The 25123-nt window shown below is 70.0% G+C and carries 27 protein-coding genes; 7 read left to right on the top strand and 20 right to left on the bottom strand.

Annotation, left to right across the window (positions count from 1 at the left end):
* Nucleotides 1-120: 120 nt before the first annotated feature.
* The 4 genes from VGB75_02770 to VGB75_02755 all read right to left on the bottom strand — a co-directional run bounded on the left by VGB75_02770 (nt 121) and on the right by VGB75_02755 (nt 3865).
* Nucleotides 121-435, bottom strand: coding sequence for an MGMT family protein (locus VGB75_02770; GenBank protein ID HEY0165942.1), 315 nt, complete (start codon nt 433-435; stop codon nt 121-123).
* A gap of 46 nt (nt 436-481) precedes the next feature.
* The gene (gene moeZ, locus VGB75_02765; protein ID HEY0165941.1) at nt 482-1642 is read right to left on the bottom strand and encodes an adenylyltransferase/sulfurtransferase MoeZ; all 1161 of its coding nucleotides are present in this window, start codon (nt 1640-1642) and stop codon (nt 482-484) included.
* A 113-nt stretch (nt 1643-1755) separates the two neighbouring features.
* The gene (locus VGB75_02760; protein HEY0165940.1) at nt 1756-2766 is read right to left on the bottom strand and encodes a DUF3152 domain-containing protein; all 1011 of its coding nucleotides are present in this window, start codon (nt 2764-2766) and stop codon (nt 1756-1758) included.
* A 4-nt stretch (nt 2767-2770) separates the two neighbouring features.
* A complete protein-coding gene (locus VGB75_02755; protein ID HEY0165939.1) occupies nt 2771-3865 on the bottom strand; it encodes an alpha/beta fold hydrolase in 1095 nt (364 codons plus the stop codon).
* A 114-nt stretch (nt 3866-3979) separates the two neighbouring features.
* Here VGB75_02755 and VGB75_02750 point away from each other — a divergent pair, with 114 nt between their 5' ends.
* Nucleotides 3980-4636 (top strand): TetR/AcrR family transcriptional regulator, encoded by a 657-nt coding sequence (locus VGB75_02750; GenBank protein HEY0165938.1) that lies wholly within the window; start codon nt 3980-3982, stop codon nt 4634-4636.
* Nucleotides 4637-4742: 106 nt separating this feature from the next.
* Nucleotides 4743-5042 (top strand): DUF3107 domain-containing protein, encoded by a 300-nt coding sequence (locus VGB75_02745; GenBank protein ID HEY0165937.1) that lies wholly within the window; start codon nt 4743-4745, stop codon nt 5040-5042.
* Nucleotides 5043-5062: 20 nt separating this feature from the next.
* Here the strand turns inward: VGB75_02745 and VGB75_02740 are convergent, their stop codons facing one another.
* The gene (locus tag VGB75_02740; GenBank protein ID HEY0165936.1) at nt 5063-5713 is read right to left on the bottom strand and encodes a ferritin-like fold-containing protein; all 651 of its coding nucleotides are present in this window, start codon (nt 5711-5713) and stop codon (nt 5063-5065) included.
* 272 nt (nt 5714-5985) lie between these two features.
* Between VGB75_02740 and VGB75_02735 the strand changes: the two genes are divergently transcribed.
* The 3 genes from VGB75_02735 to VGB75_02725 are packed head-to-tail and all read left to right on the top strand — an operon-like array spanning nt 5986 to nt 9781.
* Nucleotides 5986-7626 carry a DEAD/DEAH box helicase gene (locus VGB75_02735; protein ID HEY0165935.1) on the top strand — a complete coding sequence of 547 codons (1641 nt, stop codon included), beginning with the start codon at nt 5986-5988 and terminating at the stop codon, nt 7624-7626.
* A gap of 17 nt (nt 7627-7643) precedes the next feature.
* Nucleotides 7644-8954 (top strand): hypothetical protein, encoded by a 1311-nt coding sequence (locus VGB75_02730; protein ID HEY0165934.1) that lies wholly within the window; start codon nt 7644-7646, stop codon nt 8952-8954.
* Complete coding sequence (locus tag VGB75_02725) at nt 8951-9781, top strand: alpha/beta hydrolase (GenBank protein HEY0165933.1); 831 nt, start codon at nt 8951-8953, stop codon at nt 9779-9781. The genes VGB75_02730 and VGB75_02725 overlap by 4 nt, the downstream gene beginning before the upstream one ends.
* A gap of 10 nt (nt 9782-9791) precedes the next feature.
* Here the strand turns inward: VGB75_02725 and VGB75_02720 are convergent, their stop codons facing one another.
* From VGB75_02720 to VGB75_02675, 10 genes are all read right to left on the bottom strand, one after another.
* Nucleotides 9792-10661: a PD-(D/E)XK nuclease family protein gene (locus tag VGB75_02720; protein ID HEY0165932.1), complete on the bottom strand. Its 870-nt coding sequence runs from the start codon at nt 10659-10661 to the stop codon at nt 9792-9794.
* Nucleotides 10658-11917, bottom strand: coding sequence for a hypothetical protein (locus tag VGB75_02715; GenBank protein ID HEY0165931.1), 1260 nt, complete (start codon nt 11915-11917; stop codon nt 10658-10660). The genes VGB75_02720 and VGB75_02715 overlap by 4 nt, the downstream gene beginning before the upstream one ends.
* A gap of 19 nt (nt 11918-11936) precedes the next feature.
* Entirely contained in the window at nt 11937-12950 is a 1014-nt protein-coding gene (locus VGB75_02710; GenBank protein ID HEY0165930.1) for a hypothetical protein, read from the bottom strand.
* A gap of 53 nt (nt 12951-13003) precedes the next feature.
* Nucleotides 13004-13621 carry an RNA polymerase sigma factor gene (locus tag VGB75_02705; GenBank protein ID HEY0165929.1) on the bottom strand — a complete coding sequence of 206 codons (618 nt, stop codon included), beginning with the start codon at nt 13619-13621 and terminating at the stop codon, nt 13004-13006.
* Nucleotides 13622-13884: 263 nt separating this feature from the next.
* Entirely contained in the window at nt 13885-14040 is a 156-nt protein-coding gene (locus tag VGB75_02700) for a DUF6131 family protein (protein HEY0165928.1), read from the bottom strand.
* Nucleotides 14041-14096: 56 nt separating this feature from the next.
* A complete protein-coding gene (locus VGB75_02695) occupies nt 14097-14345 on the bottom strand; it encodes a DUF6458 family protein (GenBank protein HEY0165927.1) in 249 nt (82 codons plus the stop codon).
* 175 nt (nt 14346-14520) lie between these two features.
* Complete coding sequence (locus tag VGB75_02690) at nt 14521-15402, bottom strand: PHP domain-containing protein (GenBank protein HEY0165926.1); 882 nt, start codon at nt 15400-15402, stop codon at nt 14521-14523.
* A 40-nt stretch (nt 15403-15442) separates the two neighbouring features.
* The gene (locus VGB75_02685) at nt 15443-15994 is read right to left on the bottom strand and encodes a PH domain-containing protein (protein HEY0165925.1); all 552 of its coding nucleotides are present in this window, start codon (nt 15992-15994) and stop codon (nt 15443-15445) included.
* A gap of 22 nt (nt 15995-16016) precedes the next feature.
* Nucleotides 16017-16169 (bottom strand): hypothetical protein, encoded by a 153-nt coding sequence (locus tag VGB75_02680; protein ID HEY0165924.1) that lies wholly within the window; start codon nt 16167-16169, stop codon nt 16017-16019.
* 236 nt (nt 16170-16405) lie between these two features.
* Entirely contained in the window at nt 16406-17035 is a 630-nt protein-coding gene (locus VGB75_02675) for a DUF6758 family protein (GenBank protein HEY0165923.1), read from the bottom strand.
* 55 nt (nt 17036-17090) lie between these two features.
* On the opposite strand from VGB75_02675, the gene VGB75_02670 reads away from it, so the two are divergent.
* Nucleotides 17091-17486 (top strand): NUDIX domain-containing protein, encoded by a 396-nt coding sequence (locus VGB75_02670; protein HEY0165922.1) that lies wholly within the window; start codon nt 17091-17093, stop codon nt 17484-17486.
* 3 nt (nt 17487-17489) lie between these two features.
* On the opposite strand, the gene VGB75_02665 is transcribed toward VGB75_02670, so the two are convergent.
* The 3 genes from VGB75_02665 to VGB75_02655 all read right to left on the bottom strand — a co-directional run bounded on the left by VGB75_02665 (nt 17490) and on the right by VGB75_02655 (nt 19008).
* Nucleotides 17490-17993, bottom strand: coding sequence for a MaoC family dehydratase (locus VGB75_02665; GenBank protein HEY0165921.1), 504 nt, complete (start codon nt 17991-17993; stop codon nt 17490-17492).
* Between the two features lie 106 nt (nt 17994-18099).
* Entirely contained in the window at nt 18100-18678 is a 579-nt protein-coding gene (locus VGB75_02660; GenBank protein ID HEY0165920.1) for a suppressor of fused domain protein, read from the bottom strand.
* A gap of 36 nt (nt 18679-18714) precedes the next feature.
* Nucleotides 18715-19008: a WXG100 family type VII secretion target gene (locus VGB75_02655; protein HEY0165919.1), complete on the bottom strand. Its 294-nt coding sequence runs from the start codon at nt 19006-19008 to the stop codon at nt 18715-18717.
* A 182-nt stretch (nt 19009-19190) separates the two neighbouring features.
* On the opposite strand from VGB75_02655, the gene VGB75_02650 reads away from it, so the two are divergent.
* Entirely contained in the window at nt 19191-23447 is a 4257-nt protein-coding gene (locus VGB75_02650) for an FtsK/SpoIIIE domain-containing protein (GenBank protein HEY0165918.1), read from the top strand.
* 66 nt (nt 23448-23513) lie between these two features.
* Here the strand turns inward: VGB75_02650 and VGB75_02645 are convergent, their stop codons facing one another.
* Entirely contained in the window at nt 23514-24014 is a 501-nt protein-coding gene (locus VGB75_02645; protein ID HEY0165917.1) for a hypothetical protein, read from the bottom strand.
* Complete coding sequence (locus VGB75_02640) at nt 24011-25009, bottom strand: patatin-like phospholipase family protein (protein ID HEY0165916.1); 999 nt, start codon at nt 25007-25009, stop codon at nt 24011-24013. The genes VGB75_02645 and VGB75_02640 overlap by 4 nt, the downstream gene beginning before the upstream one ends.
* Nucleotides 25010-25123 lie beyond the last annotated feature (114 nt).

Here is a 25123-nt window from a genome sequence, read left to right as displayed (position 1 = left end):
GCAATAGCACCATGTCGCACCGACAGATTCTGGCAGGCGCGCTGCTGTTCCAGCGGCCTCCAGCGTCTGGTTCAGCGCCTACTCCGACGCCTGCCTCTCACCGCCCGAACCGCTCAGACCTCACCTCGCGCGGCTCGCTCGGCGACCGTCCCAGCGGGCAGCGCTCATGTCCACCCGCTCCCCCCGGATCGGCACCCCTTCGGCCGCCAGCCGGGCCAGTTGCTCGGCCCGCAGGTGCTCGGCGCAACTGCCGTCGGCACGCAGCACCCGGTGCCAGGTCACCGTCGCGCCGTCGGCGGCCAGCACCCGCCCGACATTGCGAGCAGCCCGGCTGCCGACGAACTCGGCGACATCGCCGTAGGACATCACCTTGCCGGCCGGAATCGACTCGACGCAGTCCAGGATTCGCCGCGCCAACGACAGGTCCTCGGTCACGGCGCGGCGGGCGCGGTCACGGCCGGCGACATCGCTGGCGCTCAGATCAGTAGGACGGCAGCGACGGGTCCACTTGCTTCACCCAGGCGGTCACGCCGCCCTGGACGTGCACCGCGTCGGAGAACCCGGCGGACTTGACGGCCGCCAGTGTCTCGGCCGAGCGCACCCCGGTCTTGCAGTACATGACGATCTGGCGGTCCTGCGGCAACCCCGAGAGCGCGTCGCCGCGCAGGATCTCGTCCTTGGGAACCAGCTTCGCGCCGGGGATCGAGACGATCTCCCACTCGGCAGGCTCACGGACGTCGATCAGCTCGATCGGCTTGCCCGAGTCGAGCAGGGTCTTCAGCTCGGCAGCCGTGATGGTGGAGCCGGCCGCGGCCTGCTGGGCCTCCTCCGACACCACACCGCAGAAGGACTCGTAGTCGATCAACTCGGTGATCGGCCGGGCCTGCGGGTCCTTGCGGATCTTGATCGTGGTGTAGGACATCTCCAGGGCGTCATAGACCATCAGCCGTCCCACCAGCGGGTCGCCGACTCCGGTGATCAGCTTGATCGCCTCGGTGGCCATGATCGAGCCGATCGAGGCGCACAGCACGCCCAGCACGCCGCCCTCGGCGCACGAGGGCACCATGCCCGGAGGCGGCGGGTCGGGGTAGAGGTCGCGGTAGTTGGGCCCGTAGCGATTCCAGAACACCGAGGCCTGGCCGTCGAACCGGTAGATCGAGCCCCAGACGTAGGGCTTGTCCAGCAGCACCGCGGCGTCGTTGACCAGGTAACGGGTGGCGAAGTTGTCGGTGCCGTCGACGATCAGGTCGTACTGGGCGAAGATCTCCAGCACGTTGTCGTTGTCCAGGCGGGTCGGGTGGACCACGACGTTCACCAGCGGGTTGATCTCACGCACGCTGTCACGGGCTGACTCGGCCTTGGGCCGGCCGATGTCGGACTGGCCGTGGATGATCTGACGCTGCAGGTTGGACTCGTCGACCACGTCGAACTCCACGATGCCCAGCGTGCCCACGCCGGCGGCGGCGAGGTACATCAGGGCCGGCGAACCGAGGCCGCCTGCGCCGACGCACAGCACCCTGGCGTTCTTCAGGCGCTTCTGGCCGGCCATCGCCACGTCGGGGATGATCAGGTGCCGGCTGTAGCGGCGCACCTCGTCGACGGTCAGGGATTCGGCTGGTTCCACAAGCGGCGGCAAAGACACGAGGTTTCCCCTTCAAGGGCATCACTTCTGCGGTCGCTGGCACAACGTCGCGACCATCCTGACAGATTCCCTCGCCGTCTTCGCGTGGATTCGGGCCTCGGCGCCGCGCGGCCTCAGGAAGAGTTGCGCTGGAAGAACTCCGCGTCAGCCGCGTCACCGACCTGCTCGGCGCCCGGCGCGTCCGGCACGCCGGGCGGGAACGGCCAGGGGTTCGCTCGGCAGGCCCGGCCGCCGGCGGTCTTGTTTCCCAGGCTCTGCTGCATCATCACCGGCGCCAGCCCGCTGTCAAGGCAGTAGTGGGCGTGGTTGTGCCCGATCGCGTGACCCACCTCGTGGTTGACGGCGTAGCGGCGGTAGTTGGCCAGGTCCGCGCCGAACACCTGCGCGCCACGCACCCAGCGGGACACGTTGAGCATCACCCTGCCCTCGCCGCCGGCGTAGCAGGAGGTCTCGACCCGCAGGGAGTACCCGCAGACGGGGCGTAGGGTCGCCGGCGCCGCCAGGGTGATCCGGAAGTCGACCGGTCCGGAATCCACTCGTTGCAGCGACACCGCGCCGTTGCCGATCCAGGACCGCTGATCGCTGAGCGCATTCATCACTCCGGCGGCGAACGCCTTGGGGTCAGCACCGGTGACGCCGTCCTCGACGTCGATCGTGAACCGGTACAGCTGGCCCCCCTTGCCGAGCACGCCCGAGGCGCCGGCGAGAATCGAGAAGGTGCCCTGGGCGCTGAAGGAGTAGGGCGCGCCTGGCGGCAGCGCGGGCAGCGGCAGCGGCCGGGTGACCGAGCTGGCGGGTGTGCTGGTGGCCGGCTTGCTGGTGGCCGGCTTGCTGCTGACAGCGGTGGGCCGGCTGGTCCCCGAGGCAGGCGGGCTCGCTTGGGTGCTGAGCGCCGGGGTGCTGAGCACCGCGCGGGCGGCTGGCGGGTCTGGATGCGTGCCGATGTTGAAGATCGCCACCACGCTGATCGCCGTGAGCAGCGGCAGCGCGTATGCCCGCCAGCCGTAACGGCCGGCGAAGGCACGCCAACGGGAGCGGGCGTCCCGACGCCCGGCGGGACCATCCGGCGGGTAACCGCCGCCGGCGGCATTCCGCTCGCGCGACTGGGCGCTCGGTCGGGTCACCGGCTCACGATCCCACACCCGCCTGTCGGTGCGCGTCATTTGCGCGTGCCAGTAGCGCCAGGATGGCCCTGGCGGTGCTCACCGGATCCTCCAGCTGCGCGGTGTGCCCGACATCGGGCAGCACCAGCAAGCTGGCGTCGGGCAGGGTCCGGGCGACCCGGGGCGCGTTGGCGACGTCGACCAGCCGATCCAGCTGTCCCCACACCACCACCGTCGGCGCCTGGATCTGGCTCAGGGCGTGCCACGGCGACCGGGAGCCGACAGTCAGGTAGCTGCGGACCAGTCCGCGCAACGACCGCAGCATCGCCTCACCGGACCACGCGTAGCCCCGGCGGGCCCGCAGCTCGTCGACCGCCTCGGCGAGCCGATTGGCCGGGACCAGCTCGGGATGGGCGAAGCACACTTCGATCACTGCCCGCACCCGCCGTTCGGGCGGCAGCTGGTCCAGTCGGGCCAGCACCCGGTCTCCCAGTCCGGGCACCAGCAACAGCGGCATCAGCGCGTCCGAGCCCTTTTTCGGGCGCAGGTCCGGCACCGCCGGGGAGACCAGGCTCAGGGTGCGCACCAGATCCGGCCGGCTGGCTGCCACCTGGATCGAGACCGCCCCGCCCATCGAGTTGCCCACCAGGTGCACCGGCCCGCGCCCGCTCTGCTCCAGGTAGTCGATGACCAGCCGGGTGTGGGCCGGGATCGAGTAGTCCCGGCGTGGCGGCGGCCCGGACCGGCCGAAACCCGGCAGGTCGATGGCGTGGCCGTCCAGCCAGGGTGAGAGCAGGTCGGCCAGGTCGGTGAAGTTCGTCGAGGCCCCGCCCAGACCGTGCACGTACAGCGCCGGCTCGGCGTGGGGATCGGCCGAGGGCGTCCTGCGGACGTTGATCGCGATCGGGCCGACCTGAACCTCGGTGGCCGGCCACGGCGGGCGCTGGGGATCCGGCGCGGCCAGCCGGTAGTCGGCCGGGCTGGCCAGGGCGGCCGTGCGCAGCGGCCGGTCGGGCCGCGTCCGCAACCGGCCACGGCCGGCCTGCAGCACCCGACGGCCCTGAGCTAGCGGGCGACTGTCCAGCAGCGGGTGGCCCTGGGCCACCGACGGGGTCTTCATTGGAGCAAAAGTACCTTCTCAGCACCCCGAGCGCCCCGCCCGGACGACCATGCGGCCGGCGCCGCTACCCACCGGTAGCATCGAGCCTGCCCAGCGTTCGCCAGGAGGTTCGTCATGACCGAGACCATGGACGCCTCACGAGGAGCTCGACTACCCCGTTCGGCGCGCCGGAAGCAACTGCTCGCCGCCGCCCAGGAAGTCTTCGTGACCAACGGCTACCACGCCGCGGCGATGGACGACATCGCGATCCGGGCCGGGGTGTCCAAACCCGTGCTGTACCAGCACTTCCCCGGCAAGCTCGAGCTCTACCTGGCCCTGCTGGACACCCATGCCGAGGACGTGCTCGACCGGGTCCGGCGAGCGCTGGCCGAGACCGAGGACAACCGCGTCCGGGTGCACAACGTGCTGACCGCCTACTTCGACTTCGTCGACGGCGCCGACCGCGGTGACGAGGGCGCGTTCCGGCTGATCTTCGAGTCCGACCTGGGCAACGAGCCGGCGGTGCGGGAGCGGGTCGACCGGGTGGCGCGGATCACCATGCAGGCTGTGGCCGCCACGGTGGCGGCAGACACCGGGCTGGGGCGGCCTCAGGCCGAGCTGCTGTCGGTGGCGCTCACCGGCGCCGCCCAGATCACCGCGACCTGGTGGCTGGACGCCGATCGGCCGATTCCGAAGGCCGAGGCGGTCCGGCTGCTGGAGACGCTGCAATGGCGCGGCATCTCCTTCTTCCCGCTGCAGGCCGGCGCTGCGGCGCCGCCGGGTAACGGCTGACCCCGCTACGTCGGTGCGGCCTCGCCGGGCTCGTTCGCTCACAGCGCAGCGACCGGGCGGCGGCCCGGCGCCGGCGTTCGACTAGCGTGGGGGCGTCCGGAGATCGATGTCTCCGGCGATCGAGCTGACAGCCGGACCGGTCACCGCGACCGTCTCGGCAACTGAACTGGAGGACCGCGTGGAGGTCAAGATCGGCGTGCTGCACACCCCTCGCGAGATCGTGCTGGAGAGCACCCAGACTCCTGCCGAGGTCGAGGAACTGATCGGCGCGGCGCTCAAGAGCGTGGACGGCCAACTGTCGCTGACCGACGAGCGGGGCCGCAAGGTGATCGTGCCGGCCAACCTGGTGGCCTACGTCGAGATCGCCCAGGCCGACGCCCGACGGGTCGGCTTCGTCGCCGGCTGACGAAGGCCGGGCCTTCCGGCTCAGTTCGACAGGCCGATCGCGGCCATCCGCTGGGTGTGCTTGCCCATGATCCGATCGATGAGCAAGCTGATGCCGGTCAGGTCTCCCACGCCGCCGACGATCAGCATCGTCAGGGTGTCCCGCTCGGCCGCCACCCGCTGGGCCTGGGTGATCGCCTCCCCCACCAGCCGCCGCGCCCACAGCGACAGCCGGGACGCCGCGGTCGGGTCGCTGCTGATCAGCGCGCCCACCTCCCGGATGGCGAACTCGGCGTTGCCAGAGTCGGCCAACGCCTCGGTGACCAGTTGCCGGGTCGAGGGGTCGACGTACTCAGCGACCTCCAGGTAGAAGTCAGCTGCCAGCCCGTCCCCCACGTAGGCCTTGACCAACGCCTCGCCCCAGGTCCGCGGCTCGGTGCGGTGGTGAAAGGTCTCGACGGCTTCGATGAACGGCGCCATCGCCTGTTGCGGGTCTGCTCCCAGTTCGGCGATCCGGTTGACCAGCTTGCGGTAGTGAGACATCTCCAGCGCCGCGACCTCGGACAGCGCGGCTCGCAACGCCGTCGTCGGCGCCATCCTGGCATCGGCGGCCAACCGGTCGAAGGCGCTCAACTCGCCGTAGGCGAGCACGCCCAGCAGGTCGACTATCGCAGCCTCGTCTAGCTCGTTCACAGCCATCATGGCCCTTGGGTTCCCCTTCGCCGAACTCCGCGGTGCGCGGGTGCGCGGCCCACGCTAACCCTGGGTGCAAGGTTTTCTGGACGGCGGCAGCTAGACTGCGGGATGAAGCTTGGGTTTTTTGGTGGGCTGCTGGCCTGATTCAGCGTCCTCGAGCCGGCTTCAACGTCCTAGCGGGTGTCTGCCGCGCTGGCGGCCAGTAGCGATGGCCCCGCCACAGGTGCCCACGAATTGTTCGCACCTGTACGCAGAATTGGATACCCACCATGACAGACGCTGCCTTCAGCGATGCCCCGCACCCCCACGACACCCATGAGCCGGCGGTCGACGAGCTGAGCGCCGAGAGCGTCGCGGTGATCGATCCGGCCCCGCTGGTCGGGATCGCCCCGGTCAAGCCCGACAGCCCGCTGTTCTCCAGCTTCGCCATCAAGCCCGAGATCATCGCCGCGTTGCAGGCGGTCGGGATCGAGCACACCTTCGCGATCCAGGAACTGACCTTGCCGATCGCGCTGGCCGGCTCGGACCTGATCGGACAGGCCCGGACCGGCACCGGCAAGACGCTGGGCTTCGGCGTCCCGATGCTCAACCGGCTCGAGCTGCCCAGCGCCAAGGGCGCCAAGCCGCAGGCGCTGGTGATCGCGCCCACCCGCGAGCTGGCCGTGCAGGTGGCCGGTGACCTGACCACCGCCGGCAAGCGGCTCGGCGCCAAGGTCGTCACGATCTACGGCGGCCGCGCCTACGAGCCGCAGGTCGAGGCGCTCAAGTCCGGCTGCGACGTGGTCGTCGGAACGCCCGGCCGGCTGCTGGACCTGTCCCAGCAGGGTCACCTGAACCTCGGTTTCGTTCGCTGCCTGGTGCTGGATGAAGCCGACGAGATGCTGGACCTGGGCTTCCTGCCCGACATCGAGAAGCTGATGTCGCAGCTGCCCGCCGGCCGCCAGACGATGCTGTTCTCGGCCACCATGCCGGGCCCGATCGTGGCGCTGGCCCGGCAGTTCCTCAACCAGCCGATCCAGATCCGGGCCGAGTCCGACAGCCACATCCCGGCCACCGAGCACGTCGACCAGTTCGCCTACCGGGCGCACGCGATGGACAAGACCGAGGTGCTCGCCCGGATTCTGCAGGCCGAAGGCCGTGGTCTGACCCTGATCTTCACCCGCACCAAGCGGACGGCCCAGAAGGTCGCCGACGACCTGGTCGAACGCGGCTTCGCGGCCGGCGCGGTGCACGGTGACCTCAGCCAGGGCGCCCGCGAGCAGGCGCTGCGGGCCTTCCGCTCCGGCAAGGTGGATGTGCTGGTGGCCACCGATGTCGCCGCTCGCGGCCTGGACATCGACGATGTGACGCACGTGATCAACTACCAGTGCCCGGAGGACGCGATGACCTACGTGCACCGCATCGGGCGCACCGCCCGGGCCGGCAAGTCCGGCACCTCGGTGACGCTGGTGGACTGGGACGACCTGGCCAAGTGGAAGCTGATCTGCGACACGCTGAACCTGCCGTTGCACGAGCCGGTCGAGACCTACTCCACCTCCGACCACCTCTTCCTGGAGCTCAGCATCCCGACCTCGGTCAAGGGCGTGCTGCCGCGCGCGGCGCGGACCCGGGCGGGTCTGGGCGCCGAAGCGGTGGAGGACCTCGGCGGCTCGGACCGCAAGAAGTCCGGCCGCGGCGATCGCGATCACGGGCCCGCCGGGCGTTCCAGCCGGTCCGGGCGACCTGAGGGATCGGCACGCGCTGAGGGTTCCGGGCGCTCCCGCTCCCGCGCTGAGGCTCCGGCGAGCGGTTCGGAGACCGAGCCGTCCGAGCGCAAGCCGGCGGCCAGTCGCAACCGGCGCCGTCGGCGCACCCGGGCCGGCGCACCGGTGACCGGCGCGTCCTCCGCGGAGCAGAGCAGCGCCGGCTGAGTCAGGATCACCCTCACGTGTCAGGACCGGACGAGCTGCCTCCCACGGCCTCCCGCCAGCCGACTGCCCATCCGGACGGCCGCGATCAGATCGCCCGCGATCAGACCGCCCGCGATCAGGCAGTGTCAGCCTCGACCACCCGGCCGGCTCATCCGGCGTTGCTTGCCTATCAGGCCAGCAACGCCCGGGCGATGCGGATCTACGCCGGGGTCCTGGCGATCGTCCTGGTGACCGCGGTGCTCGCCGTGCGCACCGCCTACGCCCGCGGAGAGCTGACGCACGTCAGCAGGAGCAGCGCTCCGGCGGCGGCGCCCATCCCGGCCGGTCCCACCGCCGACGCGCTGGCCCTGGCCTGGCACGACGCGGACCGCCCCGCAGCTGGAACCCCGGTCCACGAGGGGGTGGTGATCACCTATGACAGTCACAGCGTGCATGGCCGGGATGCCCGGACCGGTGAGCTCCGCTGGCATTACACCCGCTCGGATCAGACGATCTGCTCGGTGCTGCAGCAGGACGCCTCGACGATCGCGATCTACAACCGGCACGGCAACTGCGACCAGGTGACCGGGTTCGTGAGCGCCACAGGCGCCCTCAAGTGGCAACGGACCATGACCGACAACGGCGTCACCGAGGCCGCCAGCGCGCCCAATGTGGTGCTGACCGTGGCTCGTCACTCGGTGCACGTCATCGACAACGCCGGCGGTCTCGACCGCTGGAACTGGGTAGCTCCAGACCGCTGCTCGGTCAACCGGGCGCTGGCCGGGTCCCAGGGGGTGCTGATCAGCACGACCTGCGGCTCAGAGCACCGGCTGGTCCTGCGGGCGCTGACCTCCGACGAGCTGAAGTGGACGGTGACCGTGCCCCGAGCCATGGTGCCGGTCGCGGCGAGCGCGTTCGTCGGCGCGCTGGACCCGAGCACCGGGATGCTGCACAGCTACAGCGCGGACAAGGGCGCCGACACCAGATCGGGCCAGCTGGCCGAACCCGCCGAGTTGCGCCTCGCGCTGTCGAGGTTGCCCCGCGCCTCGACCGCGGTCGACGGCTTCGCCGCCAGCGGTGAACCGGTGGAGGTGCTCTGGCTCGGACGGCTGTACAGCTTCGCCAAGACCGGGACGGTCAACTGGTCCTCGGCGGCCACTGGGCCGGCGACGGTGCTGGGGTCCGACGTGCTGGCTCTGGCCGCCGGCTCGACGGTCCAGCGTCACGCCGGCGCCACCGGCCGGGTCCTGGCGCGGGTCAGCCTGTCACCGGCGTCGGCCGGCGCCGCCGTCTTCCCGGTCGGCCACGGGTTGCTGCTCGCCGGAACAGACACCCGGATGTACCAGTGAGAGCTCGCTTCACGCTGCCCAGCGGCAGCATCGCCGCTTTGGACAACAGCGAGGCGTTACCGGCCGGGCCGCATCCGGTGGTGCTGCTGACGCCTGGTTACACCGGCAGCAAAGAGGACTTCCGGCCACTGCTGCGGCCGCTGGCCGACGCCGGCTACCGCGCGGTGGCCATTGACCAGCGCGGCCAGTTCGAATCGGAGTGGGCGAGCGAGCCGGCCGGTTACACCCTTCAGGCGCTGGCTGAGGACCTCTGCCAACTCGCCGTCGAGCTGGCACCGGCCGAGTCCCGGGTGCATCTGGTCGGGCACTCGTTCGGCGGGCTGGTCGGCCGCGCCGCGGTGCTGGCCAAGGCCGAGCTGTTCGACAGCTTCACCTTGATGGGTTCCGGGCCGGCGGCGGTGACCGGCCAGCGGCGGACCCTGCTCGACGTCGGCGAGCTGGCGCTGGCCGAGCGGGGCATGGCCGGCCTGTGGAGCCAGTTGGAGTTCAGCGCGCAGGCCGACTCGAAGTACGCGGACTCATCGCCTGCGCTGCGGGCGTTTCTGCGCACGCGATTCATGGCCACCGACCCGGTCGGCCTGCAGGTCATGGGCCAGGAGTTGCGCACCGTCGCCGACCGCACCGCCGAACTCGCCGCGACCGGCCTGCCGATGCTCGTGCTGCACGGGGAGTCCGATGACGCCTGGACGCCGACGGTGCAGGCCGACATGGCTCGCCGGCTCGGCGCCGCTCATGCCGTGATCGCCGCCGCGGCGCATTCACCGGCAGTGGAGAACCCCGGGGCGACCCTGCGCGCGCTGCTCGACTTCTGGCAGAGCCTGCGCTGACCGAGGCTGATCAGGGCTGACTGGAGTCCAGCAGTCCCAGGCCGTCCCAACTGGCCCGCGGACGCGAGCTTGCCTGGCCTTCGGGGCACAGCCGCCGGAAATCACACCAGCTGCAGGACGGCCCCGGAACCGGGGCGAACACCTGCTCCGGCTCGGCGCCGCCGGCCACGGTGTCAGTCGCGGCGAGGATGTCGGTCGCGGTCTCGCCTGCCCGGTTCAGGTGCTGGCTGAGCGTTTGCTCGGTGTGCTCGAAGGCCGCCACCTCCCCGGTGGGCAGGTGGTGCAGTTCGACCCTGCGGCAGCGCTGGTGCAGGGTCGACTCGGCGGCCACGGCATACAGCGCCAGGGCCAACGAGCCGCGGGCGTCGTCGGCGTCCAGCCGGGACCGCCCGGTCTTGTAGTCCACGATGACCAGTTCGCCGTCCCGCTCGTCGATCCGGTCGACCCGCCCGGAGATCGCCAACCGGTCGGTGCGGGTGGCCACCGTGCGCTCCACACCCCGTGGCTCACGGTGGGGATCGCCGCGTTCGGCCTCGTCGGCCAGGTAGCCGGCGACCCAGTGGGCGGCCTGCTCACGCCAGGCTTCGGACTGCTCACGGTCGGCGAAACCGTCGTGCTGCCAGCTCCGGATCACCATCGCGGATCCGGCCTGCGGCGTCCGTCGCGCCAGCTCGAGCTGCCACCAGCGAGCCAGCGCCAGGTGGACGACCGCGCCCACGGTGTTGTGCGCCCAGGGTGGCCCCTTCGGCGGCGCGGGCCGTTGCAGGTAGGTCAACCGGTACCGCCGCGGGCAGTCGAAGTTGGCCAGCTTGGACGGCGTCGCCGCGAACAGCGGCCGAGGAAGCCCTGCCAGCTCAAGCTGCTCAGGCGCGCTTGTCACCAGCTGCCACCGCCCGAGTCGCCGCCGCCGCCCCAGTCACCGCCGCCGCCGCCCCAATCGCCGCCGCCGCCCCAATCGCCGCCACCGCCATCATGCTCGGTCGATTCGCGCCCGGCCTCGAAGCCGCTGTCGTAGCCGGAGCCGTAACCGTAACCGCCCCAGCCGCCGCCCCAGCCGCCGAAGCCGAAACCCCAACCCGGCGTCAAGGCTTCGGCGATGAGCAAGGTCTGCCAGAACGGCATCGAGTACCAACCACCTGGGTACCCGCCGCCGCCCGCGAAGTAGTACGGCGCCCCAGGGGTGTAGTCGGGATAACCCTGCACAGCCTGGCCGCCGACGTCGACCTGCTGGGCCTGCGACAGTTGCGGAGCGTTGGACTCTGCCAGCGGCGGCAGCTCGGGGCCGGGGTCCAGGCCAAGCGCCAGCCGGGCGGTCCTGGCCGCCTGCAGCCCTTCCAGGATGCTGCGCCGGGCGCCGCCCAGTTGCGCCAGCGTGGTCGCCGTCGCCAGTTGCGACCCACCGGAGTTGTAACGCTCAGAGGCGTCGGCCAGGGCCTGCCGGGCAGTGGCGTTGTCGCCGGGTTGCAGCGAGGCGACATCGGCGGCGAGCCGGTCATGGTAGGGCTGGATCAGCGCGCGGGCGTCGGCCAACGCCTGCCGGTCCCTGCGCTTGCGCCGCCACACCAGCGCCCCCACGACACCGCCTCCCAGGAGGCCGAGCACGCCGAGCGTCGCCCAGCCGCTGCCACCGGTTGACTGCGTCTGCTCGCTGCTGTCGCCCCGGCTGCGGCCACCGGTGCACTTGGGCGCGGCGTCGACCAGCTCGGCGAAGTCCTTGATCGTCTCGGTGAGGTCGCCGTCGGACCGCAATTGGCCGCGGTTGTCATCGACCGCCCTGCGGGCCAGTTGACCGGCCCGGCCTGCGCACAACTCGCTGGAGGCCGCGTTGAACGCGTTGCCGACGAACACACCCACCGTGAGCTTCTCACCGGTGTCGACGGCTTGACCGATCTGGTTGGCGAGCCGCCCCGGGTCGCCGGCGCCGGAGGGCAGCACGGCGATCTTGATCGAGGGGTTCAACGCGGACTCCGCGGCGTCCTGATCCAGCTTCGGGTCAGCGTCCGGATCGACGTAGAGGTGCTCCGAGCGCAGGGTGCTGATCGCCTCATCGACGTCGGCCACGGCCGGGCCGGCTGTGAGCAAGAGCAGCCCCACGACAGCAATCGCCAGCATCACGGCTGTGCGTAGCTGCCTCACGGACACGTCAATCTGATCATCAATCCATGCTAGTGGCAGCCAGCCAAGCCTGGTCGTTCCCTCCACGCCATGCGCCGGAGGCGGCCGGGGACACTCGGCTGCCGCCCTCGCGCCCCCCGCTCAGCCGGTGCGGGTAAGCCGGCTGAGCGCGGGCCGCCTGAGAGCTGGCTGACTGAGAGGTGGCCGACTCAGAGCTGGCCGACTCAGAGCTGGCCGGCTGAGCGCGGGCCGACTCAGAGCTGGCTGACTGAGAGCTGGCCGACTGGGTGCTGACCGACTGAGGGGTGCTCGAATGGGAGCTCGGCGCAACGGTCCTGGCGGGACCGATGAGCCGGCTGCAGAATCCTGTGACCCCTGCGACGCCGTCGGCGGCCGTGACCAGCGGCGCGAAACCCGGCGTGGCCAGCGTCGCCGCAGGCGAGCCGGCCGACTGGTAGGCGCGGCACAGCGCGCTCAGCTGCGGCGGGGTGGCGGCGGCTGCGCCCGGTGGCCGAGTAGGCGTGCCTGAAGCCGAGCCGGTGGTCGGCGGGCCGTTCGGAACCAGGGACGGGACCGCGTGGCTGAGCCCTGGCGTGGGCTGGGCAGTGGGGACGGCGGAGGACCGGTCCGGCGCTGGCGGCGAGCCGACACCAGCCGGCGGGTTGAGAAGATCGGAGACGGCGTTCTGCAGCGCCGCTGGCAGTTCCCCGGCCGCAGCTGCCGCGGCGGTGCCCCCGAGCAGCACTGCCAACGCGGCGCCGGCCACGGTGAGCCGCGCGGCCGACCAGCGGCTGACCCGGGCCAGTCTCGCGGGGGTGCGCCGTTCGGATGCGGGTTGGCCGGTCCTCGGAATGGCTGGCTGAGGACGGATGACGGGCCGGTGCACCCCTCGGAAAGCCGCGATCGCCTGAGAGCGGCCCTTGAGCTCAGCGGCCGACGGCGGGGCCGAGGCGGCGGCGAGCAGCTGCCTCAGGGCGGCGGAGGCCTCGGCAGCCTCGACGAGTCGCTGCTCGTCGGGATGGCGTGGGGGTCTGCGCCCGTTAGCGTTGCTCATGACATCTGATCAGCGCCGACGCGGGAGCATCTGTCACACCGCCGCGCGCGTCCTCAGTCGGCGCGGTCCTGCTCCAACCTGACGGCCAGGTTCTTCAGGCCTCGATAGGCCGAGGTGCGAACCGCGCCGGGGCTCTTGCCCAGCACCGCGGCGGCGCTCTTGGCGTCCAGACCGATCACCGCGCGCAGCAGCACAGCCTCAGCCTGCTCCTGGGGCAGCTCGCCGATCAGGTTCAGCGCGGCTGCCGTCGACAACGACTCCTCCGCCTGAACAGCGGTGTCATCGCGCCCGGCCACCGTCAGCAGCGCTTCCCAGGACGTGGGATCAGCGGGCCGGCGGCTGCGGCTGCGAATGTGGTCGAGCCCGCGGTGCCGGCCGATGGTGATGACCCAGCCGCGGAAGCCGTCGGCGTCACCGGCGAAGGTGTGCAGGTCGCGGCAGACCTGCAACCAGGTCTCGGAGGCGATGTCCTCGGCGTCCCGGCCGACCAACACGCTCAGGTACCGCAACAGACCGGGCTGCACCACCTGATAGAGCTCGCTGAAAGCCTCCTCGTGACCGGCTTGGGCGGCCAGCACGACCGCGCTCAGCTGATCGTCGTCACGGACCGGCGTCAGCAGGGGCCGTTGGTGGGGCAGGTCCTCACCCTCTGAACGCAATCGCGTCAGCATGCGCGGTTCACGGTGACGCACCCACCTTGCCGCTCAGGTCGATCTCGTAGATCGAACTGGCAGGACGGTACCGGATCAGCTATCCACCGGGCGTGGGATTGGCCGCTGACACGCGGGTGTCGGCCTGTGACCGACCCGGTCATGGCTGAGAAACGACAGGCGCCCGTCTCGGCTCCGGTGCACGGGAAAGGCCGAAGGCCCGTCCGCGTTGGCGGACGGGCCTTCGGATAAAACTCGGAATTCGGTGCGAGACCGGCCCGGTTTTAGTAGTAGTGCTTGCGGCCACCGACAGCGCGGCCCATTCCTCCCATGATGGCGAGAATGGCGCCGATCACCAGCAGGATGATTCCCAGCGTCGTCAGGATGCCGATGTCGGCAACGATTCCGATGATGAGCAGGATGATTCCGAGGACAATCACTGGTGCCTCCAGGCAGTTGTTGCGTTACGTGCGGACGGTGTCGTTCGGACGATCAGTTAGTACCGAGGATCGACCGGATCGGCCGGATCCCCTGGCGCGATGTAGGTCGTGCTGTTTCCCCTGTGGATGATATCGGTGCGACGGCGGGTGCCCACCATGACCAGCGTGATGAGCAATCCGGCCAAACCCACGATCATCAGGATCACTCCGATGGCGCTGAGATCGACCCCGTTCAGCTCTGCGGTGACCGCGAACGTCAAGATCGCGCCGCACGCGATCAAGAGGAGGCTCGCTCCGATCCTCATGGCACTCCTTATGGGGTAGAAACCGGCGACGGTCCAATCACGGTAGCCGTGAAGCGACCGACTGCCCGGCTGAAACTCCGTGCTTGCCAGGGCGGCCGTTACTGATGACCTGGGGGTGTCTGCTCACCCTCACATCGTCAGCGACCGACGGTCGAGTTTTGTCACACCCACCGCCTCACACCGCCTGGGCCGCCGGCTCCGAACGGATGACGTCGAGTCCGGTGGCCAGGTTGAGCAGCCGTCGCAAGGACTGCGGGCTCGTGGTCTCGGCGCCGAGCCGGACCGACTTGCGGGTGCCGTGGTAATCAGAGGATCCGGTGGCGAACAGGCCGAGTTCGGCGGTGAGCTCGGCCAACCGGGCCCGGTCGGCGCCCGCATGGTCGAGGTGGTCGACCTCGATGCCGAGCAGCCCCGAGTCCACCAGGCTTCGCAACGCCGCCTCGTCCAGGATCCGGCCGCGCTTGCGAGCCCAGGGGTGGGCGATCACCGGCACGCCGCCGGCCTGCCGGATCAGCTCGATCGCCACCTGCACGGGCATCTCGAGCTTCGGCACGTAGTAGGGAGACGAGCTGGACAGCAGGTGGCTGAAAGCGTCGGTGACGCTCTCGACGACGCCTGCCTGCAGCAGCGCCTGGCCGATGTGCGGACGTCCCACGGCGCCGCCGTCTGCGATGTCGAGGACCTGTTGCCAGCTGATCGGGTAACCGGCTGCGACCAGGGCGTCGACGATCGCCTCACCGCGGCCCAGCCGGCTCTCGCGCAGCCGGGCGCGCTCGGCCTTGAGCGCCTCGGCGTCCGGGTCGAACAGGTAACCGAGCAGGTGCAGGCTGATCCGGACGCCGTGGTCGTCATAGACGCAGGAGAACTCGGTGCCACGGATCAGGGTGAACGCCACGTCCAGCTGCTCCACTGCCGTGGTGGCTTCCTCCCACCCGCCGGTGGTGTCGTGATCGGTGATGGCCAAGGTGTGCAGGCCGGCCGCCACCGCGTTGCGCACCAGCTCAAGCGGGGTGTCGCTGCCGTCGCTGGCGGTGGTGTGAGCGTGCAGATCGATCATCGGGCCACCCTACGTGCACCCTGGCGCCCGATGACCTCGCTCAGCCCAGTGGAGGCAGCGGCGTTGTCGGGAGGTCACTGCCGGCGACGGGACGTCCGCGGGGGCTGAGCACCGAGTGGGGGCCGAACAGCAACGTCGAGACTTCGTGGTAGAGCTGGTCGGGCCTGGGCAGGTACTCGACCCGGCTCATCGCCTGGTGCTGACCGGCCGATTCCATGACGAAGACTCCGTAGCCGAGCATCCGGCCCAGAACCGAGCGTTCATAGGTCAGATCGGTGACCTTCGTCAGGGGCATGATGGCCACCCGCCGGGTGATCACCCCGCTGACGATGAGCACCCGCTTGTCGGTGATGACGAACTCCTCGGTGACCCAGAACCACCAGGCGAAGCCGAACCATCCGAGCGATCCGAGGAGGCCGAGCACTCCGATCACGGCGAAGAACTGCTCGTCGCCGAGGTACATCACCATCAGCAGCGCCACCAGGAACACGGCCGCGCACACCGCGCCGACCTTGGCCAGGCTGGCCCAATGCCGTCGGGTGACCACGACGGACCGCTCCGACGGGATCAGGTACTTGCCGTGATCTTTCATGGCGCGCGCTCGCCAGGTCGTCCTAGAAGCTCCGGATGAATTCGCTGAGGCTCTGGAACCCGTCGGCGAGCAGCTGTTGGGTGTTCTTCACCACTGCGGCGGCGTCGGCGGGCGAGTTGACTACGAAGAAGATCAGGAACGCGATGAGGAGCAGCATGCCGAGCTTCTTGATCACGCTTGACTCCTCGATGCCCGTTCGACGCGATTGATCTCAACCACAGGTCGAGACCTGTCTACCGGATGCCGGCAGGTTTGGTGGGAGGCGCTCCTGCCTTGCCGCCAGTTCGCCTGCCAGTTCGGCCGCGGTCCGGGTGCCAGTCGCCTGCCAGCTCGGCCGCAGTCCGGGTGCCAGTCGCCTGCCAGCTCGGCTGCCGGCAGGTCACGGCATGGCGGCGCTGGCCGGGCGCGGCGTCAGTGGCCCGGCCTGAGCCGCAGGGAGAGCTCTCCGGATTCCAGGATCGGCAGGTGCTGATCGCGCAGGTCCGTCACGGCGAGGTCCTCCAACACCGCGTAGCCGGCGTCGGCAGGAAAACTGATCAGCCACAGCCACACCCCGGCCGCCTCACCCACGTAGGCGCTGCGGTCGGCAGGAGAGTCCGGGACCGGCCAGAGCGGGGTCGGGTGGCCGAGCGCGTGCACTTTGGCAGTAGGCAGCTCCGACGACACCGGCGGCGGCGCGCTCATCTCCGCACCGGCATAGCTCGCTCCGAGCCCGATACCCGGCTCCTCCGCCACGATCAGCCATTCCCCGGTCCCACCCAACGGCGCGGGGCCGCGCAACGAGACGACGGTGGCCTTGAATCCGCCGGGCACGTCGCCGACGGTGGCCAGGCCCGCCAGCGTCCAGCCCACCGGCATCGGGTCCGGCAGCCAGAGCGGCACCTCCGAGTGGTCGCAGAGATGCCGGATCGCCGGCTCGTCCAACCTGGCGAGAAGGGTGAGCGGCAAGGTTTGGCCGTGCCGCGAGCATCGCCACGCCTTGTCGTATTCGGTCGGGGCCACGAGGTCGTTGCCGCATCGGGGGCACCATGAGAAACCCATCTGCCCAAGGTGCACCGGAGGCCGGCGTCGCGTCAATGTTGGCAGACTGTGGCGCATGTCTATCTCAGCCGCCGGCGGCATCGTCTTCGACGAGCGGGGCAGGCTGCTACTGATCCTGCGTTCCAAGCCCCCCGCTGCCCTGAGCTGGTCGGTGCCCGGCGGCAAGTGCGAGCCTGAGGAATCGCCGGCGGCCGCGTGCGTGCGCGAGGTCGGCGAGGAGACCGGTCTGGCCGTCGAGGTCATCCGATGGGTGGGCCGGGTTCACCGACCGGCGCCGAATGATGAGGAGTACGTGATCGACGACTTTCTCTGTCGAGTCCTCGGTGGCACGCTGCGGGCCGGTGATGACGCCGCCGCCGCCGGGTGGTTCGATTTGGCAGGCATGACCGGGCTACCGCTGACCGCTGGCCTGATCGAGGCGCTGACCGACTGGCGGCTGCTGCCGGTCTAGGCCTCAACTGCTCGGCGTGGGCCGGCCGGGCTGCTCCCCGCCGCGAGCGTCGAGGTAGTTCTGCTTGGGGACCATGACCTTGCGCCGGAACACGCAGACCACCGTGCCGTCCTGCTTGTAGCCCTTGGTCTCGACATAGACGACCCCCCGGTCGTCCTTGGACTTGGACTCCCACTTGTCGAGCACCAGGGTCTCGCCGTAGATCGTGTCACCGTGGAAGGTCGGCGCCACGTGGCGCAACGACTCGATCTCCAGGTTGGCGATGGCCTTGCCTGAGACGTCGGCCACCGATTGGCCCAGCAGCACCGAGTAGATCAGGTTGCCGACCACCACGTTCTTGCCGAACTGAGTGGTGTTCTCCGCGTAATTGGCGTCTAGGTGCAACGGGTGGTGGTTCATGGTGATGAGACAGAAGAGGTGGTCGTCGGCTTCGGTGATGGTCTTGCCGGGCCAGTGCCGATAGGTCGTGCCGACCTCGAACTCCTCATAGCTACGGCCGAACTGCACAGCTACCTCCTCGGGTCGGCTTGCTTGCGGTTATCGTGCCGGACGCCGTGTCGTTGAAGACGCTCAAGGCGACGTGCCATTCGTCACCCGAGCACGCCAGCCAGCCTCAGCTCAACTCGACAGGGTCGCGCGTCAGGTCAGCCAGGTCTGTTCCGGCGGCCAGCCAGCGCTGTTGCAGCTGCTCACTGCCGTGGACCCTTGCCCAGGCAAGCTCCGTCTGGGTCGCCGGAAGCACCCGCAGGATCTGCACGGCCGCCACCCCTGGGGCGGTGACCGGCTGCAGTCCCGCGGTTGCCAGAACCCCGCCGGTGCAACGAGAACCTGGGCATAGCGGCTCAGTCAGGTCCACTCGGTTGCCCACCTGATACACCGCGCCCTCCACCGCCGGCGCCGCTGCCAGCACCGCCAGCTTGCGCCACAGCAGATCCGGGCGGCCCGCCACCGACAACAGCAGCTCCGCCCGGGGCGCGCTGTCCGCGGCGATCACGAGCTCGGCAGGGTCTGCCATCGGGTAACGGGACATGCCAAGGCTGAGGTAGTGATCCTGGCGACCGTCGGCGTAGCGCAGGACCTCGATCGGATCGAGGCCCAGAAAGGACACCGAGGCACGGGCCGGAACGGTTTCGAAATGCTGCCGATAGGCCGCTTCGACCAGGTGCAGGATGTCCGAGGATGCGCCAGTCACCCCTGGACGCTATCGCTTGGCCGGCGACCCGGCCGTTCACCCCCGGAAAGAAGCGGCGATCTGCTGCTCCACCGCCGCATAGCTCTGACCGGCATGGCTGAGCAGGCCGCCGATTCCTTCCAGGGCGGCCGTCAGGCCTTCGGCGTTCTTGTTGAACTGCTCGTACAAGGCCGCGAACTGGGTGGCGGCTGCGCCTGACCAGTCTGCGCCGAACAGCGGCGTCAACTGACCTTTCAGGTTGGCCTGTTGGCCGCGGATATCGGTGGCGGTCCGAGCGCAACTGCCGCCAAGGGTGCTGAGCTGCTGTGGTGAGACTTTCAATCCCGTCATGTGCGGTAATCCTCTGCTCGTGTCCGGTAGGCGCCTGATCAAGGTGGCGATCAGCGGGCCAACCGTATGCGCGTCACGGGCCGGCGGGAGGCGGTCGCGGCCGTCCTGTGGACAAGGCGCCGTTATCCACAGCTGCCGCGACCAGCCGGTGATCAGCTCCTGAGATCGACGACACTCTCGGCATGCGGGTGAAACTGACGCTCCGATCCCGAGATGGCGAACGGGACATCGAGATCCGCGCCCAGAGCGGGACCACAGCCAGGCAGTTAGCTCCGCTGTTCGCGGCGTTGGCGGGAGATTCCGCGGTCACCGCCCTAGCCAGCGGAGGCAGGCCGCTGCCCGAGGAGGCGCTGCTGGGTGGGCCCGGCCTGCGTTCTGGCTGCGTGATCACCCTGGGCGCCAGTGGAATGCGAGCCTGCTCGGCTGGCTCAGCACTCCAGCTCCGGGTGGTCGGCGGCCCGGACAGCGGCCAGCTGCGGGCGCTATCACGTGGACGCCACCTCATCGGGCGCGCCCAAGGGTCTGACCTGGAGCTTCAGGACCCGGACGTGTCACGGCGGCACGCCGAGCTCTGTGTCGATCTTCGAGGCATCACGGTGCGTGATTTGGATTCCACCAATGGCACCTGGCTGAACGGCACTCAGGTCACCACCGAGCCGCGCCCCGTCGGATTGGGCGCGGCGCTCAGAGTGGGCGACTCGCTGTTAAGCGTGCTCGCCGCCGGCGAACCGCCCGCGGCGGTCAGCGCAGACGGCCAGGGTGGGTTGCTCGTGCACCGGCCGCCGCACATCGCAGACCCCCTGAGCCGCGATCCCGTCGAGTTTCCCGCTGAGCAGCCGGTCCTGGGCCGGCCCCGTCTGCAATGGGTGGCCGGGTTGGCTCCCGCGGTGCTCGGTGTCGGCTTCGCGCTTCTGATGCGCAACAACCAATTCCTGGCCTTCGCGTTGCTGAGCCCGCTGACCATGCTGGCAGGGGCAGCTGTCGACCGTAGGGAATGGCGTCGAAGTCGCGACCAGGCCGGCAAGGCGCACGCCCGGGCCGAGGCGTTCGCGCGGGAACGACTTGAGGCTCGGCTGGCGGCGGAGAAAGCCAGACGCCACCGGGACTTCATCGACGCGGCCGCCGTGCTGCAGGCCGCGACCGTTCCCGACTGTCGTTTGTGGGAGCGCCGGCCGAGCGGGTCCTGCTTCCTCACTGTTCGCCTGGGCATCGCCGACCAAGCCGCTGACACCACGGCGACCCGGTCAGGGCGCGCGCTGCCGGCTGAGGTGATCGAGGGGATGCCGGCCACCGTCTCACTCCTCGACGGCCCGCTCGGGCTGGCGGGTCCGTTGTCATTGGCGCGAGGCTCCGGACGGTGGGTGATAGGGCAATTGCTGGCGTTGCACTCGCCGCGCGACCTTGCGGTGGTCGCGCTGCTGGACGGCGAGATCGCCGACTGGCGGTGGCTCAGATGGGCGGGCGCGACGGTCAAGGCGGTCACGACCGAGCCGGACGGGCACCGCCTGCTGCTGAGGGACCTGCTCTCCGTGATCGCCGACCGGCGGACCGAACGCGCCGGTGGCAACTGGTCGGGCCCGCGGATCGTCGTGCTCCTGGACCGGGCAAGCGCGCTGGCCGGCCTCGACGGCCTCCAGCTGGTGCTCGAACAGGGTCCGACGGTCGGAGTGACCGCTGTCTGCATCGACCAGGAGTCCCGGTTGTTGCCGCCCTCATGCCACTCCACAGCGGTGCTCACGTCCGAGACCGGTTCGACGCTGGAGCTCTGCCAGCCTGGCCGACAAGCACTGCGGGCAGCCACCGACCGGGTGTCGGCGCGGTGGGCGGAGCAGCTGGCACGCTCGCTGGCCCCGCTGCAGGACGCCGACTCCACCGACGTCGCGGAGTTGCCCACCGAGGTCTGGTTGGCGGACCTGTTAGAGGGGGCGGACGTCACCGCGGAGTCGTTGTCGCGGCAGTGGGCGACTCCGACGCCGGTCGCGACGCCGATCGGAATGGCCGCCACCGGACCGGTCGAGCTGAATCTCCTCCGGGACGGGCCGCACGCGCTCATCGCCGGTTCCACCGGATCCGGCAAGTCGGAGCTGTTGCGCAGCCTGGTGACGGGCTTGGCGAGGCGGCATGCGCCAGACGATGTGGCCTTCGTCTTGATCGACTATAAGGGCGGCTCCGCCTTCGCCGAGTGCGCGGCCTTTCCACACACACTCGGGCTGGTGACAGACCTCGACGGTCATCTCACCAGTCGGGCGCTGACCTCTCTGCAGGCCGAGATCCGCCGCCGCGAAATCGCGTTCGCCCAGGCCGGCGTGGCCGAATTCGACGACTACCGGCGATCGGCATCTCACGAACGTCACAGGCTGGCCAGGCTGGTCATGGTGGTGGATGAATTCGCCTACCTGGCCGAAGAACTGCCCGACTTCCTCTCCGGCCTTATCGGCATCGCGCAACGCGGCCGGTCCCTGGGACTGCACCTGGTGCTGGCCACTCAGCGGCCGGCTGGCGTGGTCTCTCCTCAGATCAAAGCCAACGTCTCGCTGCGCATCGCACTTCGGGTCACCGACGCGGCGGAGTCCCACGACGTGATAGGCAGCGATGCCGCACACCGCATCTCCAAGAACCAGCCCGGTCGGGGCTTCGCCCAACTCGCTGACGGCCTGGTCGAGTTTCAGACTGCCCGAGTCGGACGACGCCCTGTCGGGGCCCAAGCCATCACGATCACCTCGTTGGACGCGTGGAACCGGGCGAGCGAGCCCGCCCCCGTCATCACCGACGCCGACGACGAGCACTCCTTGCTGCAGGCGGCGATGCTCGAGGCAGTCAGCGAGCTGAAGCGCCCGCTGCCCGAACGCCCATGGCTGCCGCCGCTCCCCTCTCGTCTGAGGACCGCTGACCTCGGTCGCGACCCAGCGGCTGGCTTCGGAGTCCGATTCGGGCTGGTCGACGATCCCGGCCGGCAGCGGCAGTTCGCGGCCTCTCATGACCTGCTCACGGGCGGCTCGATCGGGTTCATCGGCAGTCCGAGATCAGGGCGCACCAGTGCGCTGCGCACCATTCTGGGGCAAGCCTGTGAACAACTGGACGCGGCGCAGCTTCACCTATACGTGCTGGACTGCTCCGGTCAGAGCTTCGGTCATTTCGCGCGGCTGCCGCATTGCGGCGCGGTGGTCAGCCGTGATGATCCAAGGGCGGTGGCGCGGCTGAGCGCCCGACTGGTCGAGGAGCTCGCCGCCAGGCAACGCCTGCTGGCGGATCTGGGCGTGAGCACTCTGGCGGAGGCTCATCTGAGCGGCACACCGCTGCCGGTGATCGTGCTCGCCCTCGACGGCTGGGAGGGCTTCACCGCGCTCAGTGACGACTACGACGCCGGCCGTTCGGTGGAGGCGCTGCTCCGGCTCTCACGCGATGGAGCCGCTGTCGGCATCACGGTGCTCATCGCCGGCGACCGAGCGATGCTGGGGTTGCGGATCGCTCCGGCGCTGAGCCGCAAGTTGTTGCTGGGTCTCATCGACCGCGGTGACTACGCAAGCGTCGGATTGAGACCGTCCAGCCTTCCGGCTCGGTTCGGCCCTGGACGCGCGGTGAGTGCCGACGACGGCTTAGAGGTCCAACTGGCGCTACTCACCGCCGACACCGGTCCGGGAGCGCAACACGCCGCCGTGCAGCAGCTGAGCGGGGCTGGCGCCGACTCGATGACCGCGCCGGGACCCACGATCAGAATCAGGAGCCTGCCGGCATCGGTGCGTCAGGCCGATCTGGCAGCCCGCCAACCGCGCGGCGCCGCCGAGGGTGATCACAACCTCGGCCGGGACGCCGAGGAGCTGACCGGGCGACCCGGCGACTGCCTTCTCGGAGTCGGCGGCGATGAGGCATCCCCCGTCTGGGCAGAGCTGTTCGTCACACACGCCAGATTCCTGATCGCCGGCCCGCCCCTGAGTGGTCGCAGCACCACCGCCGTCGTGATCGCTCGACAGGGGCTGGCTGCTGGGTTGGCCATGCTGGTCGCCGCCCCGCCTCGATCACCGCTGGCGGCTTGGGCGAGCCGGCAGGGCCTGGACGTCCTCGCGCCGGACTCGTCGGCGCCCGGTGTCGATGGCGCCTGCGCTGCCTTCACCGGGCAGCTGGTGTTGATCGATGACGCGGAGCAGTTCACCGACACCGCCAGCGGAGCCTTCTTGACCGAGCTGGCGACCAGCCACCACGCCGCCGTGATCGCGGCGACGCGCTCGGAAGAGCTCGCGATGAGCTTTCGTGGACCGGCCGCAGCCGTGCGCCGCCGTCGAACCGGGCTGCTGCTGCAACCGAGCCCTGCTGACGGGGAACTGCTCGGAGTCCGCATCGGTGGGCCGCCTCTGGCATCGATGCCCGGACGCGGCCTGCTGGTCACCGACGCGACTCGCGCCTCGGCGCCCGACGGCCTGGCCATGCAGGTCGCGATATGACGTGCGGGACGGCAGATGACGAGCAGGACGAAGGGCGGCTCGCCAACCGCGGTGAGGTGCCCGCGGCTAGCCCAGCTCGGACAGCAGGTCCCCGATCTCCTGTGTCGCGTACCAGGAGAGCTCGAAGCCCTCGGCGTCGTCGACCGTCTCTTCAGCCGCCGGGTCACCCAGGTCCGCGGCGTCGATCTGCTCGGCGGCAGCGGCCACCGTCGCCTCGGCCTCGGCGTCATCGGCATGCACCGAGGCGCACCAGGCCAGCGGGATCTCCACAGCTACGCGCACTACCCCTCGGTCCAGGTCGTCACGTACCGAGACCGAGGCGTCGGGGACGTCCGCTGAGATCACGAGTCGGCGTTTGGCGGCTGCCGGGTCTGACGCGATCAGCCGCAGCGCTGCCCTGGCAGCCTCCGCGGAAGCGGCGTACTCCAAAGCCTCGATGTCATCATCGAGGTAGTGCTCACGCAGGCCCGCGGTCACGGCGAAGCCTGTCAACGGCGCGGGACCCAGCACGCCGGAACTGCTCAGGCCGGCCAACGCCGTCGAGGTGGCCGGCAGGTAGACCCTCATGCGGTGCCCGCTCTCTGGACCGTGCCGTGCCGACGTCGCTGGTCACGAAGGTGCCTGGCCGACGTCCGCATCGCGGTGTGCAGCACAACCGTCCGGCGGCGCGGGTTCATCAGATTGGCGCCCATGACTGTCAGATCCTCCGGTCCGGGAGTGAGCAGCGTGACCTGAGTGCCCGCCTGCCTCAGGACGGCGATGTCGTGGTTGATGCCTCGGGTGATCGAGCTCCGCACCCGCCGTTCGATCCTTGCCACCGGCGAGCGCGGGCTGTCCGGCTCCACGGCTGCCATCGGCGCCAGCACGTACACCTCATCCAGGTCCTGACCGGCAAGCAGGTCGACCGAGGCGTTGGACGCGGCCCCGCCATCGATGTAGGCGCGCGAGTTGATCTGCATCGGCGTGTACCAGGCCGGTATCGCGCACGAGGCGCAGACCGCGTCGGCGAGCCCGACGGCTGGTTCGTCATCGTGGCCGAACACCGTCCGACGCCCGGTGGAGTAATCGACGGCGATGATCCAGGTCCGTTGCGGCCAGTTCTCGGGCCCAAGGGTTTCGGCGACCACGTTGTCGAGCATCCGGTGGATGGGCAGCAGGCTGGCACGTCCTTTCGGCAGCAGGCCCGACAGCGCCAGCACCGGCGAGACGCTGGCCGGCCGCCGGATGCCGTCCCACACCAGGCGTGGCGAGCCCGGCCACCACACCGGGCGAGGCGGTCGGCTGCCACCGGTGTCGGAGTCGTAATTCCATTGGATCGGCGGGTCCTGCGGCAACGGCATACCGATCTGATGCCGGCGGATCCTGTCGATGTCCAGACCACAGCCGAGCAGCCCGGACACGACCGCGCCCGCCGAGGTGCCGACCAGCAGGTCATCCGGGGCCGGTTCGATTCCCCACTCGTGTTGGAGGGCGGTCAGCGTTCCCGCCATCCAGGCGAACCCGAGCACGCCACCGCCGCCGAAGACGAACGCCCGGCGGACCGGCTTGGGCTTGTCGGCCACGTGTCTGGTCCTTCCCGAGAGGTCGGCGATGAGTCAAGCCTGTCTTAGGAAAGGTATGTCATACCTCCTGGGTTTATGCGTAGCCTGCTCGAGAAGCCAGCGGGGTCGCCCTGA

The sequence above is a fragment of the Jatrophihabitans sp. genome, from assembly GCA_036399055.1.
GTDB lineage: Bacteria > Actinomycetota > Actinomycetes > Mycobacteriales > Jatrophihabitantaceae > Jatrophihabitans_A.
The sequence above is the reverse complement of the archived record's forward strand: the minus strand, read 5'-3'. Positions and strand labels throughout refer to the sequence as shown.

Bases quoted from the DNA above. Each gene is read 5' to 3' on its own strand.
- VGB75_02755 (HEY0165939.1), bottom strand. From the start codon at position 3,865: ATGAAGACCCCGTCGGTGGCCCAGGGCCACCCGCTGCTGGACAGTCGC.
- VGB75_02750 (HEY0165938.1), top strand. From the start codon at position 3,980: ATGACCGAGACCATGGACGCCTCACGAGGAGCTCGACTACCCCGTTCG.
- VGB75_02745 (HEY0165937.1), top strand. From the start codon at position 4,743: ATGTCTCCGGCGATCGAGCTGACAGCCGGACCGGTCACCGCGACCGTC.
- VGB75_02735 (HEY0165935.1), top strand. From the start codon at position 5,986: ATGACAGACGCTGCCTTCAGCGATGCCCCGCACCCCCACGACACCCAT.
- VGB75_02710 (HEY0165930.1), bottom strand. From the start codon at position 12,950: ATGAGCAACGCTAACGGGCGCAGACCCCCACGCCATCCCGACGAGCAG.
- VGB75_02705 (HEY0165929.1), bottom strand. From the start codon at position 13,621: ATGCTGACGCGATTGCGTTCAGAGGGTGAGGACCTGCCCCACCAACGG.
- VGB75_02695 (HEY0165927.1), bottom strand. From the start codon at position 14,345: ATGAGGATCGGAGCGAGCCTCCTCTTGATCGCGTGCGGCGCGATCTTG.
- VGB75_02690 (HEY0165926.1), bottom strand. From the start codon at position 15,402: ATGATCGATCTGCACGCTCACACCACCGCCAGCGACGGCAGCGACACC.
- VGB75_02685 (HEY0165925.1), bottom strand. From the start codon at position 15,994: ATGAAAGATCACGGCAAGTACCTGATCCCGTCGGAGCGGTCCGTCGTG.
- VGB75_02675 (HEY0165923.1), bottom strand. From the start codon at position 17,035: ATGGGTTTCTCATGGTGCCCCCGATGCGGCAACGACCTCGTGGCCCCG.
- VGB75_02670 (HEY0165922.1), top strand. From the start codon at position 17,091: ATGTCTATCTCAGCCGCCGGCGGCATCGTCTTCGACGAGCGGGGCAGG.
- VGB75_02655 (HEY0165919.1), bottom strand. From the start codon at position 19,008: ATGACGGGATTGAAAGTCTCACCACAGCAGCTCAGCACCCTTGGCGGC.
- VGB75_02650 (HEY0165918.1), top strand. From the start codon at position 19,191: ATGCGGGTGAAACTGACGCTCCGATCCCGAGATGGCGAACGGGACATC.
- VGB75_02645 (HEY0165917.1), bottom strand. From the start codon at position 24,014: ATGAGGGTCTACCTGCCGGCCACCTCGACGGCGTTGGCCGGCCTGAGC.